At 73.9% G+C, this 16572-nt stretch carries 15 protein-coding genes; 7 read left to right on the top strand and 8 right to left on the bottom strand.

The genetic code is table 11. The annotated features are described in order from the left end of the window. The first annotated feature begins 101 nt into the window (after window positions 1-101). The gene (locus Q3Y56_RS11105; protein WP_304461789.1) at window positions 102-2990 is read left to right on the top strand and encodes an ABC transporter substrate-binding protein; all 2889 of its coding nucleotides are present in this window, start codon (window positions 102-104) and stop codon (window positions 2988-2990) included. Window positions 2991-3106: 116 nt separating this feature from the next. Beyond that, entirely contained in the window at window positions 3107-5173 is a 2067-nt protein-coding gene (locus Q3Y56_RS11100; RefSeq protein ID WP_304461788.1) for an FUSC family protein, read from the top strand. Between the two features lie 110 nt (window positions 5174-5283). Here the strand turns inward: Q3Y56_RS11100 and Q3Y56_RS11095 are convergent, their stop codons facing one another. The 3 genes from Q3Y56_RS11095 to Q3Y56_RS11085 are packed head-to-tail and all read right to left on the bottom strand — an operon-like array spanning window position 5284 to window position 8719. After that, on the bottom strand, window positions 5284-6033 hold the full coding sequence (locus Q3Y56_RS11095; protein WP_304461787.1) for a succinate dehydrogenase/fumarate reductase iron-sulfur subunit: 750 nt from the start codon (window positions 6031-6033) through the stop codon (window positions 5284-5286). Beyond that, window positions 6030-7985 carry a fumarate reductase/succinate dehydrogenase flavoprotein subunit gene (locus tag Q3Y56_RS11090; RefSeq protein ID WP_304461786.1) on the bottom strand — a complete coding sequence of 652 codons (1956 nt, stop codon included), beginning with the start codon at window positions 7983-7985 and terminating at the stop codon, window positions 6030-6032. The genes Q3Y56_RS11095 and Q3Y56_RS11090 overlap by 4 nt, the downstream gene beginning before the upstream one ends. After that, window positions 7985-8719: a succinate dehydrogenase cytochrome b subunit gene (locus tag Q3Y56_RS11085; protein WP_304461785.1), complete on the bottom strand. Its 735-nt coding sequence runs from the start codon at window positions 8717-8719 to the stop codon at window positions 7985-7987. The genes Q3Y56_RS11090 and Q3Y56_RS11085 overlap by 1 nt, the downstream gene beginning before the upstream one ends. 83 nt (window positions 8720-8802) lie before the next feature. Here Q3Y56_RS11085 and Q3Y56_RS11080 point away from each other — a divergent pair, with 83 nt between their 5' ends. After that, a complete protein-coding gene (locus Q3Y56_RS11080; RefSeq protein WP_304461784.1) occupies window positions 8803-9696 on the top strand; it encodes a LysR family transcriptional regulator in 894 nt (297 codons plus the stop codon). A 6-nt stretch (window positions 9697-9702) separates the two neighbouring features. Here Q3Y56_RS11080 and crcB (Q3Y56_RS11075) read toward each other — a convergent pair whose 3' ends face one another. The 5 genes from crcB (Q3Y56_RS11075) to Q3Y56_RS11055 form a co-directional block, all read right to left on the bottom strand. Continuing rightward, window positions 9703-10077 carry a fluoride efflux transporter CrcB gene (crcB, locus tag Q3Y56_RS11075; protein WP_304461783.1) on the bottom strand — a complete coding sequence of 125 codons (375 nt, stop codon included), beginning with the start codon at window positions 10075-10077 and terminating at the stop codon, window positions 9703-9705. Next, entirely contained in the window at window positions 10074-10430 is a 357-nt protein-coding gene (locus tag Q3Y56_RS11070) for a DUF190 domain-containing protein (RefSeq protein WP_304465550.1), read from the bottom strand. Before Q3Y56_RS11070 ends, crcB (Q3Y56_RS11075) begins: the two co-directional genes overlap by 4 nt. Before the next feature lie 14 nt (window positions 10431-10444). Then, the gene (gene crcB, locus Q3Y56_RS11065) at window positions 10445-10849 is read right to left on the bottom strand and encodes a fluoride efflux transporter CrcB (protein ID WP_304461782.1); all 405 of its coding nucleotides are present in this window, start codon (window positions 10847-10849) and stop codon (window positions 10445-10447) included. Window positions 10850-11044: 195 nt separating this feature from the next. Then, on the bottom strand, window positions 11045-12115 hold the full coding sequence (locus Q3Y56_RS11060) for a polyprenyl synthetase family protein (protein ID WP_304461781.1): 1071 nt from the start codon (window positions 12113-12115) through the stop codon (window positions 11045-11047). Between the two features lie 369 nt (window positions 12116-12484). Further along, the gene (locus tag Q3Y56_RS11055; RefSeq protein WP_304461780.1) at window positions 12485-13570 is read right to left on the bottom strand and encodes a polyprenyl synthetase family protein; all 1086 of its coding nucleotides are present in this window, start codon (window positions 13568-13570) and stop codon (window positions 12485-12487) included. 270 nt (window positions 13571-13840) lie between these two features. On the opposite strand from Q3Y56_RS11055, the gene Q3Y56_RS11050 reads away from it, so the two are divergent. The 4 genes from Q3Y56_RS11050 to Q3Y56_RS11035 are packed head-to-tail and all read left to right on the top strand — an operon-like array spanning window position 13841 to window position 16507. Then, window positions 13841-13987 (top strand): lasso RiPP family leader peptide-containing protein, encoded by a 147-nt coding sequence (locus Q3Y56_RS11050; RefSeq protein WP_304461779.1) that lies wholly within the window; start codon window positions 13841-13843, stop codon window positions 13985-13987. A 5-nt stretch (window positions 13988-13992) separates the two neighbouring features. Further along, window positions 13993-15813 (top strand): asparagine synthase-related protein, encoded by a 1821-nt coding sequence (locus Q3Y56_RS11045; RefSeq protein ID WP_304461778.1) that lies wholly within the window; start codon window positions 13993-13995, stop codon window positions 15811-15813. Continuing rightward, window positions 15813-16097, top strand: a complete 285-nt coding sequence (locus Q3Y56_RS11040) for a lasso peptide biosynthesis PqqD family chaperone (RefSeq protein ID WP_304461777.1) — start codon at window positions 15813-15815, stop codon at window positions 16095-16097. Before Q3Y56_RS11045 ends, Q3Y56_RS11040 begins: the two co-directional genes overlap by 1 nt. Further along, window positions 16094-16507: a lasso peptide biosynthesis B2 protein gene (locus Q3Y56_RS11035; protein ID WP_304461776.1), complete on the top strand. Its 414-nt coding sequence runs from the start codon at window positions 16094-16096 to the stop codon at window positions 16505-16507. The genes Q3Y56_RS11040 and Q3Y56_RS11035 overlap by 4 nt, the downstream gene beginning before the upstream one ends. Window positions 16508-16572: the final 65 nt, after the last annotated feature.

The raw sequence follows: 16572 nt of genomic DNA, 5'->3' as shown, positions 1-16572 counted from the left end.
CGACGGCGATGTTCTCAGGGCTCGGTGGGGGGTTTGTGTGACTGGCGCGTCGGGGATCCCAAGTGGACCGAGGTGCGGGCGAGTTGGGGGGGGAACTGGTGATGCCGGAGAGAGGGCGGGCGGTGGATGGGCCGTTCCTTTGGGGGGACGGGGCGCAGGAGTTCGTGGCGGCGTTCAAGCGGGCCGTGGTGCCGGAGGATCCGCGGGTCAAGGGGCGGGATGTGCTGCCGCCCGTCGTGTTGCTCGTCGAGAGGGATGGCGACGAGACGGATGGTCTTGAGGGAGATGACGGGGGCGAGCGGGCCGAGCGGGTCGTGCGGGGCCTCGAGTGGTGCCTGCGCGGGCGCGGGGCGAAGCTGGTGCCGTACGCGCGGGTCGGGGCCGGCGACATACGGGCGGCGGCGGGCGCGGGGCGGCCACTGGCCCTAGCCGTCGGGGCGGGGCTGACGAACGACGTACCGCGGCGCACCGGACGGCTGCGGCTGCCGGACTTCTGGCTGATGCGCGACGTCGTGGAGCTGGAGCTCGGCGGCCCGGCGGCGCCGCTCACCGGGGAGCAGCTCCGTGATCACTGCTACGGCAAGCGCCGGCTACGGGGTCGGGTGCTGCGGACCCTTTGGGCGCTCGGCGGGCCGGGCGACGACGGTGGGGCGGGCGGCCGCGGCGGACCTGGCGGATCAGGTGGACCGGGCGGATCAGGTGGATCGGGCGGCGACGGTGGCGGGCAGGTGCAGGCGTCCGCGCGGGTCACGCTCGCGCTCCAGATGGTCGTACGGCCGCTGACGCAGCTCCTGCCGCGCTGGTGGTGGGGGCGCCGGCGGACCCGGCGGCTTTTGTGGTCCAAGAAGCGCGGCTGGTACGCCGACTGGCGGGACATCGGGCACGGGCGCCGCTCCGTGGAGTTCTTCGACGACGCCGCGCAGTGGTTGGAGTCCGTCGCCCCGCTGGGGCCGGAGGCCGCGGCCGCGGAGTTCGAACGGCTGCTGCTGCGGGCCCTGCTCGTGGATCTCAAGGCCGCGGCCCGTCCCGGACGGCTCTCCCCCTGGCGGCGTCGGCGCCGCACCCGCTACGCCGTCCTCCTTGACGTGCCGAGCGGATCGGCCGCCGGCGCTGGAGAGCGGTTTCTCGCGGAGTACGGGCCGGCCGTCGAGGAGACCGGATGCGCCGCCGCCGTGGTCGTGGCCGTAACGCCCGCGGGACCCGCGGACAGCGCGCCCGCCGGAGCGCGCTGCTCCGGGCCGGCCGACGCGGCGTCCCGGCTCGACCACGCGGCCGGGATGCCCGACGGCACCCCGGAGCCGCTGCTGGTCCCGCTGCCCGCGTCCGCGTTCGCGTCCGCGTCGGCGTCCGCACTCGGGCCCGCGTCCTCGGCCCCGTCCGACGCGCGGCGGCTCCGGCCGGTCGCGCCGCCGACGTTCCGGATCGGCCCGGTCACCGAGCTGGTGCTGGAGGGCGTCGTCTGCGCCGGGCTCCTGGCCGGGCTGCTGCTCCCGATGGAGCTCGGAGGCGGTGGCGGCAGTGCCGCGTGCCTGGGCGGCGCGACCGGCGGTTCGGCCTCGGCCGCCCGACCGCCCTTGGCCCCGTCGCCCAAGGAGCAGTACGGCACGCTCATGCGGATGATCGACGAGGAGAACGCGAGGGTGGCGCGGCGGCGCCACGGGGCGTTCCGGACGGTCGTGCACGTGGGGGCGTCGGTGGCCGGGAACCGGGAGGAGGAGCGGTTCGACGGCGCGATCCCGGAGCTGCGCGGCATCGTGCTGGCGCAGCACGAGCTGAACAACGAGGCGCTGAGCGACCCGCAGAAGGTGTGGCTGCGCGTCGAACATCGCGACGCGGGCGAGCGCTTCAAGGACGCCGTCGACGTCGCCGAGGACGTCGTGCGGCAGGCCGAGCGGGATCCGAAGATCATCGGGGTGGCGGGCTTCGCCGAGAGCCGTACGGTGACCCAGCGGGCCGTCCAGGTGCTGGGCGACGCGGGCATCCCCATGGTCGGCACCACGGCGACCGCCGACCAGATGCAGGTCAGCCGCTACTACCGCCCGATGGCGCCGAGCAACAGCCGCGAGACCCGGATCGAGGGCGAGTTCGCGCACCGGGCGCGGATCATGGAGGACGCGTCGGGCGACTGCGCGCCGGCCGAGGCGGCGGTGGTGGTCCAGGACCCGACGGACGTCTACAGCAAGGGACTCGGCGACGGGTTCGCCGAGACCTTCGGCCGGGACCGATGGCACAAGCTGTGGTACTCGCCCGACGCCCCGGACGGCAGCGGCAGCGGCAGCGGAATCGGCCCCGACTCCGATCGCGTCTCGCGCAAGGAGACCATCCGGGACGTCGCCGAAGCGGTGTGCGAGCGGGTCACACAGCAACCCCGTACGGTCGTCTTCTGGGCGGCCCGCGCCCGCGAGTTCACCGCCTTCCTCAACGACTTCGGGGACAACACCTCCTGCGAGGGCCGGAAGCTGACCGTGCTCGGCGGCAACGAGCTCACCAACGCCGCCCTCTCCGGGGAGTACCAGGACCGCCTGTGGCCGCGTTCGTGGCTGCGGCTCTACCACTCGGCCCACGTGCTGCCCGTCGGGCACCCGCGCAGCAGCGACACCGCCAAGGAGTTCACCGACGCCTACGCCCGCGCGTTCGGCAGGAACGACCTGTGGCGCGACGACGGGCACGCGGCCCTGGCCTTCGACGCGATGCAGCTGATCGCGGCCGCCGCCGACAAGGCGTACGCGGGCACCGACGGCCGGGACGTGAGCCGCTCGAACGTCCAGTCCAGCCTCTACAACGGCATCCGCAAGGAAGGCGCCAGCGGCTACCTCGACTTCGGGCAGGGCGGGCGCACCGTCTCCCGCGACAAGCCGCTGGTCATCGTGCACCACACCGGGCGCGGCTCGGAGCCGGTGCTCTACTGCGGGGCGTTCGCGCAGAACACCGGCCGGATCACGACGTGGGGGCCGGGCGGGAAGTACGCCTGCCCCACGGACAGCAGCTGACGGTACGGACAGCTGACGTACGGGGAGCGGACGGTACGGGGTGCCGACGATACGGGGCGCGCCTGCGGCGGCCGCCGCCCCGGCTTTCCCCGCGCCGACCCCGTAGGCTCCTCCGTATGAGCTGGTCACGGGCGTTGAAGGGGGCCGCGCGGGCCGGGCTGACCATCGAGCGCATCGACCGCACCCGGCTCGAACCGCTCGTGGCCCTGCGGGGCGCGTGCGGCGTCGCGATCGTCATCGGGCTCACGCTCTGGCTCGGTTCGCCCGCGCTCGCCGTCTCCTCCGCCTTCGGCGCGTTCTCCTCGGGCCTGGCCACCTTCCAGCGCAGCTGGCGGCCCCGGCCCGCGCTGGCGCTCGCGGCCGCCGCCGCGCTCGCGGTGAGCACCTTCCTCGGCTACCTCGCCGCCGTGAACACCGTCCTGTTCGCCGTGCTGCTGGCGGTGTGGACGCTGCTGACCGGCATGGCCTGGGCCGTCGGCCCGGTCTCCGGCCTGGTCGCCACCCAGATGGTCGCGGTCATGCTGATCACCGTCACCCTGCCGACCTCGGTGACCGGCGCCCTGGAGCACACCGCGCTGATCGCCTTCGGCGGCGTCGTCCAGGCGGCGCTCATCGTGCTGTTCCCGGTACGGCCCTGGGGCGTGCAGCGGGACGCGCTCGCCGACGCCCTCGCCGGGGTCGCCGACTACGCCCGCCGACTGCGCCACGACCCGGTCGCGCCGTTCGACCCGCTGCCGCTGATGGACGCCCGCAGCGCCGCCGCCCTGACCGCCCGTCAGGCCCGCCGCCGACCCGGCCAGCTGCGCGGCTTCCGAGGGCTGGCCGAGCGCATCCGGCCGGTGCTGGCCTCGCTGGCCGACCCCGTCGTCGGCGCCCCGGAGACCGGGCCGCAGCGCGAGCGCGTCCGCGACCTGCTGGCCGCCACCGGCTCCGTCCTGGACGCCGTCGCGCACGCCGTCCGCAAGGGTGAGCCGGTCCGGCTGCCCCCTGAGGCCATGGCCGTCCTGGAGGTGCCCGCCGCCGGACCGATGCTCGACGGCGCGGCCCGCCGCGCCGCGCTGCGCCTGATGGCGCTGGTCGGCGACGTGGTCGAGGCCACCGAGAGCCCGGTGGAGGCGGTCACCGCCGAGGGCCGCAAGGACTACCGGCACCTGCCGCGCCCCGGCGTGCCCGGCCTCGTCCCCGACGTCCTGCGCGCCCTGCGTCGCGAGGCCCGCTGGTCCTCTCCCGTCCTGCGGCACGCCGTGCGGGTGACGGCCGTCGCCGTCTGCGGCTACCTGGCGGGCGCCGCGCTGCCCTGGGGCCACGGCTACTGGGCGCCCCTGACCTCCGTCATGGTGATGCGGCCGGACTTCGGGCAGACGTACGCGCGCGGGGTCGCCCGGTTCGTCGGCACCATCGGCGGGGTGGCGCTCGCCGGCGCGGCCATGGCGCTCACGCACCCGGGGGAGCAGGTCAGCGCGGCGTTGGCCGTGCTCTGCGTCGGACTGCTGTATCTGCTGCTGCGCACCGGTTACGCGGTCGCCTCCGCCTGCATCAGCGGGTACGTCATCTTCCTGCTCGGCATCGCGGGCGAGGGCTGGTCGCAGACCGTGGCCGCGCGGCTGGCGCTGACCCTGCTGGGCGGGCTGCTCGCCCTGGCCGCGTACGCCCTCTTCCCCGCCTGGGAGACCCCCGTACTGCGGGACCGGCTGGCCGACTGGCTGGCGGCGAACGGCCGCTACGCGGTCGCCGTACTCGAAGCCCACGCCCGGCCCGCCGAGCGGCGCCCCCGCCAGGTGCGCGAGGCGCTGCTGGACGCCCGCGCGGCCCGCGTCGCCTGGGAGGAGACGTTGGCCCGCGCCCAGCAGGAGCCGGTGACGGTGCCGGAGTTGACCCGCGAGGCGGCGGACGCGGCGGGCACGGCGGTCGGCGCGGTGGGGCGCGTCACCATGCTGCTGGAGGCGCATCTGCCGGACCGGGCCGCCCCGCCGTCGCCGGAGGCCGCGGCCTTCGCGGCGGCGTTGCGGACGGCGCTGCCGCCGGCGGCGGACGCGGTACGCGAGGCCCGGCCGCTGGACTGGGGGCCGGTGGACGAGGCGCTGGAACGGTGGCAGGAGCGGGCCGGGGAGCGGCCCGGGGTCGCGGTCCGCGGGGCGGAGCTCCTGGCGGAGGCGCTGGGGGAGGCGGCGGCCGCCCTCTGACCGGGCTGCGCCGCCTCCCCCGCAGACCGGTCTCCCCCACAGACCGGCTCCCGCAGACGGGCCCCCGGAGACCGGCCCCCGGACCGGTCTCCCCCGCCCCCCCGGTGGACCTACGGCTTACCGCCGCGCAGCGTCGCCCGCATGTACTCCCGGTTCATCGCGGAGATGGACTGGAGCGGGATGCCCTTGGGGCAGGCGACCGCGCACTCACCCGTGTTCGTACAGCCGCCGAAGCCCTCGGCGTCCATCGTGCCGACCATGTCCAGCACCCGCGACTCCCGCTCGGGCGCGCCCTGCGGCAGCACGTTCAGATGGACCACCTTGGCCGAGGTGAACAGCATCGCCGAGCCGTTGGGGCAGGCCGCGACACAGGCCCCGCAGCCGATGCACTCGGCGTGCTCGAAGGCGGTGTCGGCGACCGGCTTGGGCACCGGCGTGGCGTGCGCCTCCGGCGCGCTGCCGGTCGGCACCGAGATGTAGCCGCCCGACCCGATGATCCGGTCGAACGCCGACCGGTCCACCACCAGGTCCTTCACCACCGGGAACGCCGCCGCGCGCCACGGCTCGACGTCGATGGTGTCGCCGTCCTCGAAGTGCCGCATGTGGAGCTGGCAGGTCGTGGTCCGCTCGGGGCCGTGCGCCTGCCCGTTGATGACCATGCCGCAGGCGCCGCAGATGCCCTCGCGGCAGTCGTGGTCGAAGGCCACCGGCTCCTCGCCGCGCAGGATGAGCTCTTCGTTGAGCGTGTCCAGCATCTCCAGGAAGGACATGTCCGGGGAGATGCCGTCGACGGTGTACAGGGTCATGGCGCCGGGCTCCTCAGGTCCGCGCTGGCGCCAGATCCGCAGGGTGAGCCTCATGCGTAACTCCGCTGGGTGGGGTGGACGTACTCGAAGGTCAGCGGCTCCTGGTGGAGGACGGGGGCCGCGCCCGTACCGGTGAACTCCCAGGCGGCCGCGTACGCGAACTCCTCGTCGCGGCGGGCCGCCTCGCCGTCGTCGGTCTGGCTCTCCTCCCGGAAGTGGCCGCCGCAGGACTCCGCGCGGTGCAGCGCGTCCAGGCACATCAGCTCGGCCAGCTCCAGATAGTCGACGATGCGGTTGGCCTTCTCCAGGGACTGGTTGAGCTCCTCGCCGGTGCCCGGCACCTTGATCCGGCGCCAGAACTCCTCGCGCAGCTCCGGGATGCGCTCCAGCGCCTTGCTTAGACCGGTCTCGCTGCGGGCCATGCCGCACTGGTCCCACAGCAGCTCGCCGACCTCGCGGTGGAAGGAGTCCGGGGTGCGGTCGCCGTCGTTGGCCAGGAGCCGCGCCAGCCGGTCCGTCACCTCCGACACCGCCTCCGCCACCGCCGGGTGGCCGGGGTCGACCTCGTCGTGCGGGTGCCGGGCCAGGTAGTCGTTGATGGTGGACGGCAGGACGAAGTAGCCGTCGGCCAGGCCCTGCATCAGCGCCGAGGCACCGAGCCGGTTGGCGCCGTGGTCGGAGAAGTTCGCCTCACCGATCGCGAACAGCCCGGGAACGGTGGTCTGGAGGTCGTAGTCGACCCACAGGCCGCCCATCGTGTAGTGGATGGCGGGGTAGATGCGCATCGGGACCTCGTACGGGTCCTCGGCGGTGATGCGCTCGTACATCTCGAAGAGGTTGCCGTACTTCTCCGCGACCTTCTCCCGGCCCATCCGCCGGATCGCGTCGGCGAAGTCCAGATAGACGCCCTGCCCGCCGGGGCCGACGCCGCGGCCCTCGTCGCAGACGTTCTTCGCGGCCCGCGAGGCGATGTCGCGCGGCACCAGGTTGCCGAAGGACGGGTAGATCCGCTCCAGGTAGTAGTCGCGCTCGTCCTCGGGGATCTGCGCGGGCGGGCGGGTGTCGCCCTTGGCCTTGGGCACCCAGATCCGGCCGTCGTTGCGCAGCGACTCGCTCATCAGCGTCAGCTTCGACTGGTGGTCGCCGGAGCGCGGGATGCAGGTGGGATGGATCTGGGTGAAGCACGGGTTGGCGAAGTACGCGCCGCGCCGGTGGGCTCGCCAGACCGCGGTGGCGTTGGAGTTCTTGGCGTTCGTCGACAGGTAGAAGACGTTGCCGTAGCCGCCGGAGGCCAGGACCACGGCGTCGGCGAAATGCGTGGAGATCCGGCCGGTGATCAGGTCGCGGGCGACGATGCCGCGGGCCCGGCCGTCGACGACGAGCAGGTCCAGCATCTCGGTGCGCGCGTGCATCTCCACGTTCCCGGCGGCGATCTGCCGGGACAGCGCCTGGTACGCGCCGAGCAGCAGCTGCTGACCGGTCTGGCCGCGGGCGTAGAACGTCCGGGAGACCTGCACACCGCCGAAGGAGCGGGTGTCCAGCAGCCCGCCGTACTCCCGGGCGAACGGCACGCCCTGCGCCACGCACTGGTCGATGATCTCCACCGAGACCTGCGCGAGCCGGTGCACGTTGGACTCGCGGGCGCGGAAGTCGCCGCCCTTGACGGTGTCGTAGAACAGCCGCCGGATGGAGTCGCCGTCGTTGCGGTAGTTCTTCGCGGCGTTGATACCGCCCTGCGCGGCGATGGAGTGGGCGCGGCGCGGGGAGTCCTGGTAGCAGAACTGGACCACGCGGTAGCCCTGTTCGGCGAGGGTGGCACCGGCGGCGCCACCCGCCAGGCCGGTCCCGACCACGATCACGGTGTACTTGCGGCGGTTGGCCGGGTTGACCAGCTTCGCCTCGAAGCGGCGGCGGTCCCAGCGCTCCTCGATGGGGCCGCCGGGTGCCTTGGTGTCGGTGACGGGCGCGCCTGTCGAGTAGGCGGCGTAGTGGGTGTACGTGGTCATCAGTTCACGACTCCGGTCATCACGCCGACGGGTATGGAGATGAAGCCGCAGGTCAGCACGGCGGCCAGGCCGTTCGCGGCCATCTTGAGCGCGCGGTCGCGGCGCGGGCTGCCGGCCCCCAGGGTCTGGGCGGCGCTCCAGAACCCGTGCCGGACGTGGAACCCGAGGGCGACCATGGCGGTGATGTAGATCGTGTTGCCGTACCAGGTGGAGAAGGTCGCCACGAGGTTCTCGTACGGATGCTCGGGCTCGGCGTGCTCGTTCACCGTCAGCGTCGTCAGGTCCAGGATGTGCCAGACGATGAACAGGCCGAGGATCACCCCGCCCCAGCGCATCGTGCGGGTGGCGTAGCTCGCCCGCTGCCGCCGCCGGACGTAACCCTGCGGGCGGGCGGCCAGGTCGCGGCGGCTGAGCTGGTACGCGGCGGTGCCGTGCAGCACCACCGCGGTGACCAGCACCACGCGCGCCAGCCACAGGAACCACTCGTGGTGCAGGAACGGCTCGCCGATGGTGCGCAGCCACCGCCCGTAGGCGTTGAACTCGTCGGGACCGAAGAAGACCTTGAGGTTGCCCAGCAGATGGGCGACCAGGTAGGCGAGCATGATCAGGCCGGTGACGGCCATGACCGCCTTCTTGCCGACGGTCGACCGCCAGACGTAACCGATGAGGGACGGCCGTTGAGGAGACGGCCTTCGAGGGGAAGGCCGCCGGTCCGGCCGTGTCGCCAATGCCATGAGCACGACGCTAGGGACGGCGGGGCCGATCCGTCCAAGACATGAAACAGCTCGTTTCCATAGGCGGCTCCTATCATGGGTGGGTGCAACTCCAGCAGCTCCGCTATTTCGCGGCCGTCGCGGACACCCGGCACTTCACCCGCGCCGCCGACCTGCTGCACGTCGCCCAGCCCTCCCTCTCCCAGCAGATCCGGGCCCTCGAACGGGAGCTGGGCGCCGACCTGTTCCACCGCGCCCGCGGCAACATCACGCTCACCGACGCGGGGGAGGCGCTGCTGCCGCTCGCCCGGCAGATCCTCGCCGACACCGAGACCGCGCACCGCGAGGTGCAGGAGGTCGCGCAGCTGCGGCGCGGCCGGGTGCGGCTCGGGGCGCCGCCCAGCCTGTGCGCCAGCCTCGTCCCCGACGTGCTGCGCGCCTTCCACACGCGCTATCCGGGCATCGAGCTGTTCATCGACGAGGGCGGCTCGAAGGACCTGGTGCGCACGCTGGCCGCGGGCGGGCTCGACCTCGCCCTGATCATCACCCCGCTGACCGGCGACGCCCCGGCGCTGGCCACCACCGAACTGCTGGGCGAGGACCTGGTGGTCGTCTCCGCGCCGTCGGCGCCCGCGCCGGTGCGGCGCCGGATGCGGGTCGCGGATCTGCGGGACCGGCCGATGGTGATGTTCCGGCGCGGCTACGACCTGCGGGAGTTCACCACCGCCGCCTGCCACGCGGCGGGCTTCGAACCCGCCTTCACCGTGCAGGGCGGCGAGATGGACGCGGTCCTGGGCTTCGTACGGGCCGGGCTCGGGCTCGCCGTCGTCCCCGGAATGGTGGCGGCGCGCTCCGGGCTGCGGGTCACCCCGTTCGCGGCGGGGGAGGGGATGCGGCGGACGATCGCGGTGGCGCACCGCAAGGACGTGGCACCGACGCGGGCCGCGCGGGAGCTGCGGCGGGTGCTGCTGGAGCACCTGAGCCCGGCGGACGGCTGAGGGGCGTCAGCCCCAGAGCGCCTCACCCAGGGCGACCCCCGCGAAGGCGGCTCCGAGCCCGGCCGCCACGCTCCCTACCGCGTTCGCGACGGCGAAGAGGCGGGCGTTGCTCTCGGCCAGCCGCAGCGTCTCGTACGAGAACGTGGAGTACGTGGTCAGCGCGCCGCACAGGCCCGTACCGAGCAGCGCCTGAAGCCGGTCGGGGGCCGCGCCGGCGTTCGCCGCACCCGTGAGCACCCCCAGGACCAGGCAGCCCACCACATTGACGGTGAAGGTTCCCCAAGGGAAGACGGAGTCGTGGCGGCGCTGCACCGCGCGGTCGGTGAGATAGCGCAGCGGCGCGCCGACCATGCCGCCGACCACGACGAGCAGCCAGTTCACCGATCGCCTCGCGCTTCGCGATCGCGATGTGGATGACGGAGGACCTCGACCGGGTCGAGCACCACCAGCCCGTCGCCGAGGACCTCGTCCAGCTCGGGCAGGAACGCCCGTACCCGCTCCTCGCTGTCCACGATCACCACCGCGACCGGCAGGTCCTCGCTCAGCGACAGCAGCCGGGCGGTGTGGACCCGCGACGACGCCCCGAAGCCCTCGACGCCGTGGAAGACGCTGGCGCCCGCGAGCCCGGCGCGGTGCGCGCGGTGCACGATCTCGGTGTACAGCGGCTTGTGGTGCCAGGTGTCGCTCTCGCCCAGGAACACCGTCATCCGCAGCGCGTCCGCGCCCCGCCTCATGTCGGGCTCCCCGCTCACGCCGGCCTCCCCACCAGGGCCCGCCGCGTCGCCGTCGCCGCGAGCCACACGGCGGCCAGCGCCGCAGCGAGCGTGGCCGCCAGGTAGAACACGGCGGTCGCGGCCCGGCCCTGGTCCACCAGCCGCTGGACGTCCACGGCATACGTGGAGAAGGTGGTGAAGCCGCCGAGCACACCGGTGCCCAGGAACGGGCGGAGCAGCGGATGCGCCTCGCGGACCTCGGAGATCAGCACCAGCAGGACGCCGATCGCGGCGCAGCCGACGGCGTTGACGGCGAACGTGGTCCACGGGAACGCGTCCGGCGCGGTGGGCCACAGCCGCGAGGCGCCGTACCGCGCCGCCGCGCCGACCCCGCCGCCCAGCGCCACGGCGCCGACGATCCGAGCCTGTGCCGTCTCCATGCCCTCGCCGCGCCTCGTTCCGTTTCCGCGGTCCTGCCGCGATCTCAGGCTAGCGCTGACGGGTCCGTACGGCCGTACGAGGGCGCGGCCCTGCCGTTCCGGGGCTGGGCTCGGGCCGGACGAGGAGCGGTGCCGCGCCTGGCCGGGCGGTGCCCGCGTCCGGGCGCGGGCGGGCGGTGGGCGCGGCGGCGCGCGCTACCGGTCGCGATAGACCGCGGCCTCCGCCATCGCGTGCAGCTCCGCCGCCCACCCCTCCGGCAGCGCCGCGCTCACCGCCTCCTTCGCCACCTTCAGCCGCTCCTCGATGACCGCTTCCACCCGGTCCCGTATCCCCGTACGGATGAGCAGGGCGTGCAGGGCATCGGGGTCGGTGCCCGGGAGGTCGTCGCCGACCAGGGCGCGCACCTCGGGCTCGTCGCTCAGCGCGAACGACATCAGCAGCGTCATCTTGTGCTGCTTGAAGTCCAGCCGGGCCGGCTTGCCCGTGACCTCGCTGCTGCCGAACGCGTCCAGCAGGTCGTCCCGCAGCTGGAACGCCTCGCCCAGCGCCAGGCCGTACTCCTCGAACGCCGCCAGCAGCTCCGCGGGCGCCTGCGCCAGGCTCCCGCCGACCGCCAGCGGGCGGGAGACGGTGTAGCGCCCGGACTTGAACAGCGCGATCCAGCGGGCCAGGCCCGCGTCCGGCCGGAACCGGGCGGCGGCGCGGACATCCAGGAACTGTCCCACCATCAGCTCGGTGCACAGCTCGCCCCACGTCCGGCGGCCCTCCGCCGAGCACGACGACATCAGCCGCTCCGCGTACACCAGGGCGAGATCACCGGCGAGCACGGCCACGCTCTCGCCGTAGCGCTGCCCGTCGCCGTGCCAGCCGCGCTCGCGGTGCAGCGCGGCCTGCCGTATGTGCGCGGTCGGCTCGCCTCGGCGCAGCTCGGAGGCGTCGAAGACGTCGTCGTGCAGCAGCGCGGAGGTGTGCAGCAGCTCCAGGGCCGCGGCCGCGTCGACCGCCTCCGCCGACCGGGGATCACCGCCCGCCGCGAGATACGCGGTGACGCAGAAGGACGGCCGCAACCGCTTTCCGCCGCTGGTGACCATGTCCGCGATGATGTCCACGAGCTCCACCGCGTCGGGGTTCAGCCCGGCCCAGGCCCGCCGCTCCTCGGCGAGGAACCCGGTCAGCCGCTCCTCCACGCGCGCCAGCATGGCGGTGCGCAGCTCGCGCGGTGCGGCCGCCGGGGCGGTGGCCGACGGGTGCTCGGTGACAGTCACTGCAGGGCTCCCTGGCATGGCGAAGACGAGGTCCTCGACGGCGGTGGTGATGCCCTCGACAATAAGCGGTCCCGCGCCGGACCCCGGATCCGCCCGGATCCGCCCGGGTCCGGGCGGATTCCAGCCGGAGCTCCGCCCCCGGAGGCCGGCCCTCACGACGGCCCGGTCCCGTAGCCGGATCCCCGCAATGCCGTACACACCGGTCCATACGGCACCCCTGGCCGCGGCCCGCAGGCGCCCTGGCCCGGCGCCGCCACCCGCCCCGACCGCGGGGCGGGCCAAGGGGCCGCACCAGACGATCTCGGTGGCCGCGCCAGGCGACCTCAATGGCCGGGCCAGATGACCTCAGTGGTCGCGCCGTCGGCGGCCTCAGTGGTCGCGGCGGCCCACGAGGTCGCACAGCGCGTGCAGGGCAGCGGTAGCGGGCCCCTCCGGCAGGCCCTCCAGGGCCGCCCGAGCCCGCGCCAGCCGCGCGTACGTCATCGCCCGCGCCTCGGCCACCGCCCCCGTGCTGTGGAGCAGGTCCGAGATCCGGGCGACGTCCCGAGGCCCGGTCTGCCCGCCCGAGTCGGCCCGCCCCGTCGGCCCCGTCGGCCCGCCCGACCCGGCCGTACCCGGCGGAGCCGACAGCAGAGTACGGAGCTCCTCGGTCTCCCGGCGCCGGTCCGCAAGCGCGATCACGGCCGGAAGGCCGGCGACCCCGGCACCCCCGGCCGGCATCCCCACGGCCCCGTCGACGAGGTCGTCGGACATCCGGAGCGCGATGCCGAGCTGCTCCCCGTACGCCGCCAGCGCGGCGCGCGTACCGGAGCCGGTCGCGCCCGCCCGTACCGCGCACAGCTGCAGCGCCATCGAGGCCAGCGCCGCGGACTTCCCGGCCGTCACCTCCGTGTAGTGCGCCAGCGGGTCCTCGCCGTCCATCGGCCCCACCAGCTCCCGCATCTGGCTCACCGCCAGCCGGTCGGCCATCCGGGCCTGCAACCGCACCACCTCGGGTCCGAGTTCGGCCGCCACCGAGGCGGCCTTCCTCAGCAGGCGGTCGCCGGCGCACGCGCGCACCGTGCCCTCGCCCCGTGCACGGGCGTGGGGCACGCGCGGTCCACGGGCCCCGGCGCCGGGCCAGGTACCGGCCCCGGCCATCACGTAGTCGTGGAAGGGCGACGTGCCATGCAACAGCCCTGCCAGTACCGCGGCCTTGACCGCGCTTTCGGTGTCGCAGTCGCTGAACTCCGCGCCGATCAGCGCCAGCAGCGGGTGAAGCCGCGTTCCATCCGCCTGGACGAGACGTCCCGCGGCCTGTGCGGCATAAGGGTCCCGGAGCTCGGCGGCACAGCCTCGCAGCCGGCTCTCGGACGCTTCCAGACCGTGGGCGAGACGGGCCTCGAGATCAGGATCGCCGAGGGCGAGGTCCGTCGTCAGTGAGTCCCTGTGCGCGGGTTTTGCGAAGGAGACCATGAGACGGGACGTTAAAGGAAAAGCAAACCGTGGGCCATACATTCTGGCAGGAAGGTGCCACCGCTTCCCCGACGCCGCACACGACACCGGCCGCGGCACCGACCGGGCTCCCACCGTTCGCCCCTCCCCAGGTGGCAGCTTGCTGCCGGTCCCGTTCGCTGACCGGGCTTGATCGCGATGAAGTACGCGGGCCAGGAAACGCCGGGCGTTCCGTGTACGACGGAGCGGCCGGCGAAGGGAATGCACGTGTGACGAAAGGAAGGAACAGAGATGGCCGACCGCGATTCCACTGCCAAGCCCGCTGAGACGGAGATCTACGAGCCCCCGATGCTGCTGGAGGTGGGCGACTTCTCCGAGGACACGCTCGGATTCGGCAGCCGCTACACCGACGTCCTCGGTGAGCAGGGCTGGGGATGAAGTGAATGACCACCGGTTTCCTCGTCCTGCCTGACCTGCCGGAGGCATCCCTCCTGCCCGTCCGGGCGCCATGCGTGGTGTCACACCGGTCGGGGCGGCCGTGGATCGTGGGCAGTTGGCCCTCGGACGAGCTGGTGCAGGCGGACGCGGGACCGGTGAGGGCGGCGGTGATCGGGTTCTGCCCGGTCACCGCCGCCCGGCTGGCGGAACTGACCCGTCAGGTGCGCACGATCGCGGACGCCGACGTCGTGGCCCGCGCGCTGCCGGGCAGTTTCCACCTCGTCCTGTGGGCGCACGGCCGGCTCAGGATCCAGGGCACCCTCACCGGGTTGCGCCAGGTCTTCCACACCCGGCTGGACGGCCTGCCCGTCGCCGCGGACCGAGCCGATCTGCTGGCGGGCCTGACAGCGGCGTCCGTGGACGAACAGGCGCTGGCCGCCCGCGTCGCGTGCGGCGGCGCGCTCCCCCCGCCGCTCAGCGAACGGAGCATGTGGACCGGGGTGTCGGCGGTCCCGCCCGACCACACTCTGATCATCGATGGTGACCGGACACACGAGGCCAAGCGCTGGGACCCACCGGCGCCGCGGCAGCCCCTCGCGCCCGGCGCGGCCGGGGTACGGGACGCCCTGCTCTCCGCCATGGCCGGAGCCCGCACATCGGGAGGCGGCGCCCGCACATCGGAAGGCGGGTTGAGCACGGACCTGTCCGGGGGCATGGACTCGACGACGCTGTGCTTCCTCGCCGCCCGCCACGACCCCGCCCTGCTCACCTTCCGATGGGAGGAGGCGGAAGCCGGCAACGACGACGCCCTCTACGCGCGGCACGCGGCGCAGGCGCTCGACCGGGCCCACCACCTGGTCGTACCGCAAAGCCGGCTTCCGGAGATCTTCGCGGACCCGGCGGCGCGGTCCGACGCCGAGCAGCCGTACCTCTTCACCCGCAGCCTCGCCCGTATGCGCCGCACCGCCGAGATCCTCGCCGAGCACGGGTCATGGCGGCATCTCGCCGGACACGGCGGGGACGAGCTCTTCACCGGCTTCCCCGGCTATCTGCACCGGCTGATGCGCCGCCGCCCGCTGACGGCGATCCAGCATCTGCGCGGTCACCGCGCCCTCAGACGCTGGCCGTTGGCGGCGACCCTGGCGCAGCTGCTGGCCGCTGACACCACCGCCGCCTGGTGGCACGCGCAGGCGGACCGGCTCACCACACCCCCGTCCCGTGACCGGGTGCCCCCGATCGGCTGGGGCGTGCTCCCCGTCCACGCCCAGCCCTGGGTCACCGGGAAGTCCCTGGAGGCCACCCGGGCCGCCCTGCACAGGGCGGCGGGAGAGCACGGCCCGCTCGCGGCGGACCGGGGACAGCACCAGACCCTGATGGCGCTGCGCACCACCGCGCCGGCCTACCGCCAACTGGCTCGGATCTTCGCGGCACACGGGGTCCGGCTGCACCAGCCCTTCCTCGACGATCACGTCGTGGAAGCCGCCCTCTCCGTGACGCTGCACGAGCGCGCCACCCCCTGGCGCTACAAACCCCTGCTGGCCGAGTCCATGACCGGCCTCGTCCCGGACCTGATCCTGAGCCGGACGACCAAGGGCGACTTCAGCCAGGACCTGCGCGTCGGCCGACGACGCAACCTTCCCGCCCTCCTGGACATGTTCGCCGATTCGGCCCTCGCCGAACTGGGCCTGATCGACCGGGACGTGCTCCGCGCCCGGCTCCTCGCCCCTCAGGCGGATCTGACCAGGGACATCGCGCTCGAGCAGCTGCTCGGCTGCGAGACCTGGCTCCGTGCCGCCCGTTCGATCCGCATCCCGTGGGAGAACTGATGCCTCTGACCCCGCCCCCCGCCGTGCCTGCCCTGGACCCGGAGGTCTCCCTCGCCGAAACTGACGACGGCGCGGTACTTCTCCATCAGCGCACCGGTCGCTACTGGCAACTCAACCGCACCGGCGTCCAGGTGCTGCGCCGCCTGACCGAAGGCTGGCCCGCCGAGCGCATCGCCGCTGAACTCGCCGCCCGTCACCGGATCGACACCGACGCGGCTCACCGCGACGTGACGCGCCTGATCGAGGGACTGGCCTCCGCCCGGCTGCTGAGGAAGCCGTCATGAGCACTCCCGCCGCCCTGACCGAGCGGCGCCGCCTTCCCCTCCACCGGCGCCTCCTTCCCCTGTGCGCCGTGGCCGTCGCCCGCGTCCTCGCCACACTTCCCCCGGTCCGCCTCCGCAAGGTCCTCGAACTCACGCGTCGCGGCGCCACCAGCGCCACCTTCGCGGAGACGAGCGCCGCCCGGCAGGCCGTGATCTCCGTAAGCCTCCGCTGCGCCGGCCAGGCCTGCCTGCAGCGTTCCATCGCCATCGCCCTGCTGTGCCGCGCACGGGGAACGTGGCCCACCTGGCGCACCGGCGTCCGTGTCAATCCCTTCACCGCCCACGCCTGGGTCGAGGCCGAGGGCCGCCCTGTCGGCGAGCCCTTTCCCGAGGGCCACTACCACCCTCTCCTCACGGTCCCGCCCGTCTGACGGAAACGGGAGGTCAGCGGCCGGGTGGCGAGGCGGCCCTGGAGGGCATGAGGCCGGGGCCGCCT

This window comes from Streptomyces sp. XD-27 (assembly GCF_030553055.1).
In the GTDB taxonomy this organism is placed as follows: domain Bacteria; phylum Actinomycetota; class Actinomycetes; order Streptomycetales; family Streptomycetaceae; genus Streptomyces.
Note: the sequence above shows the minus strand (reverse complement) of the source record. Positions and strands in the feature narration are given on the sequence as shown.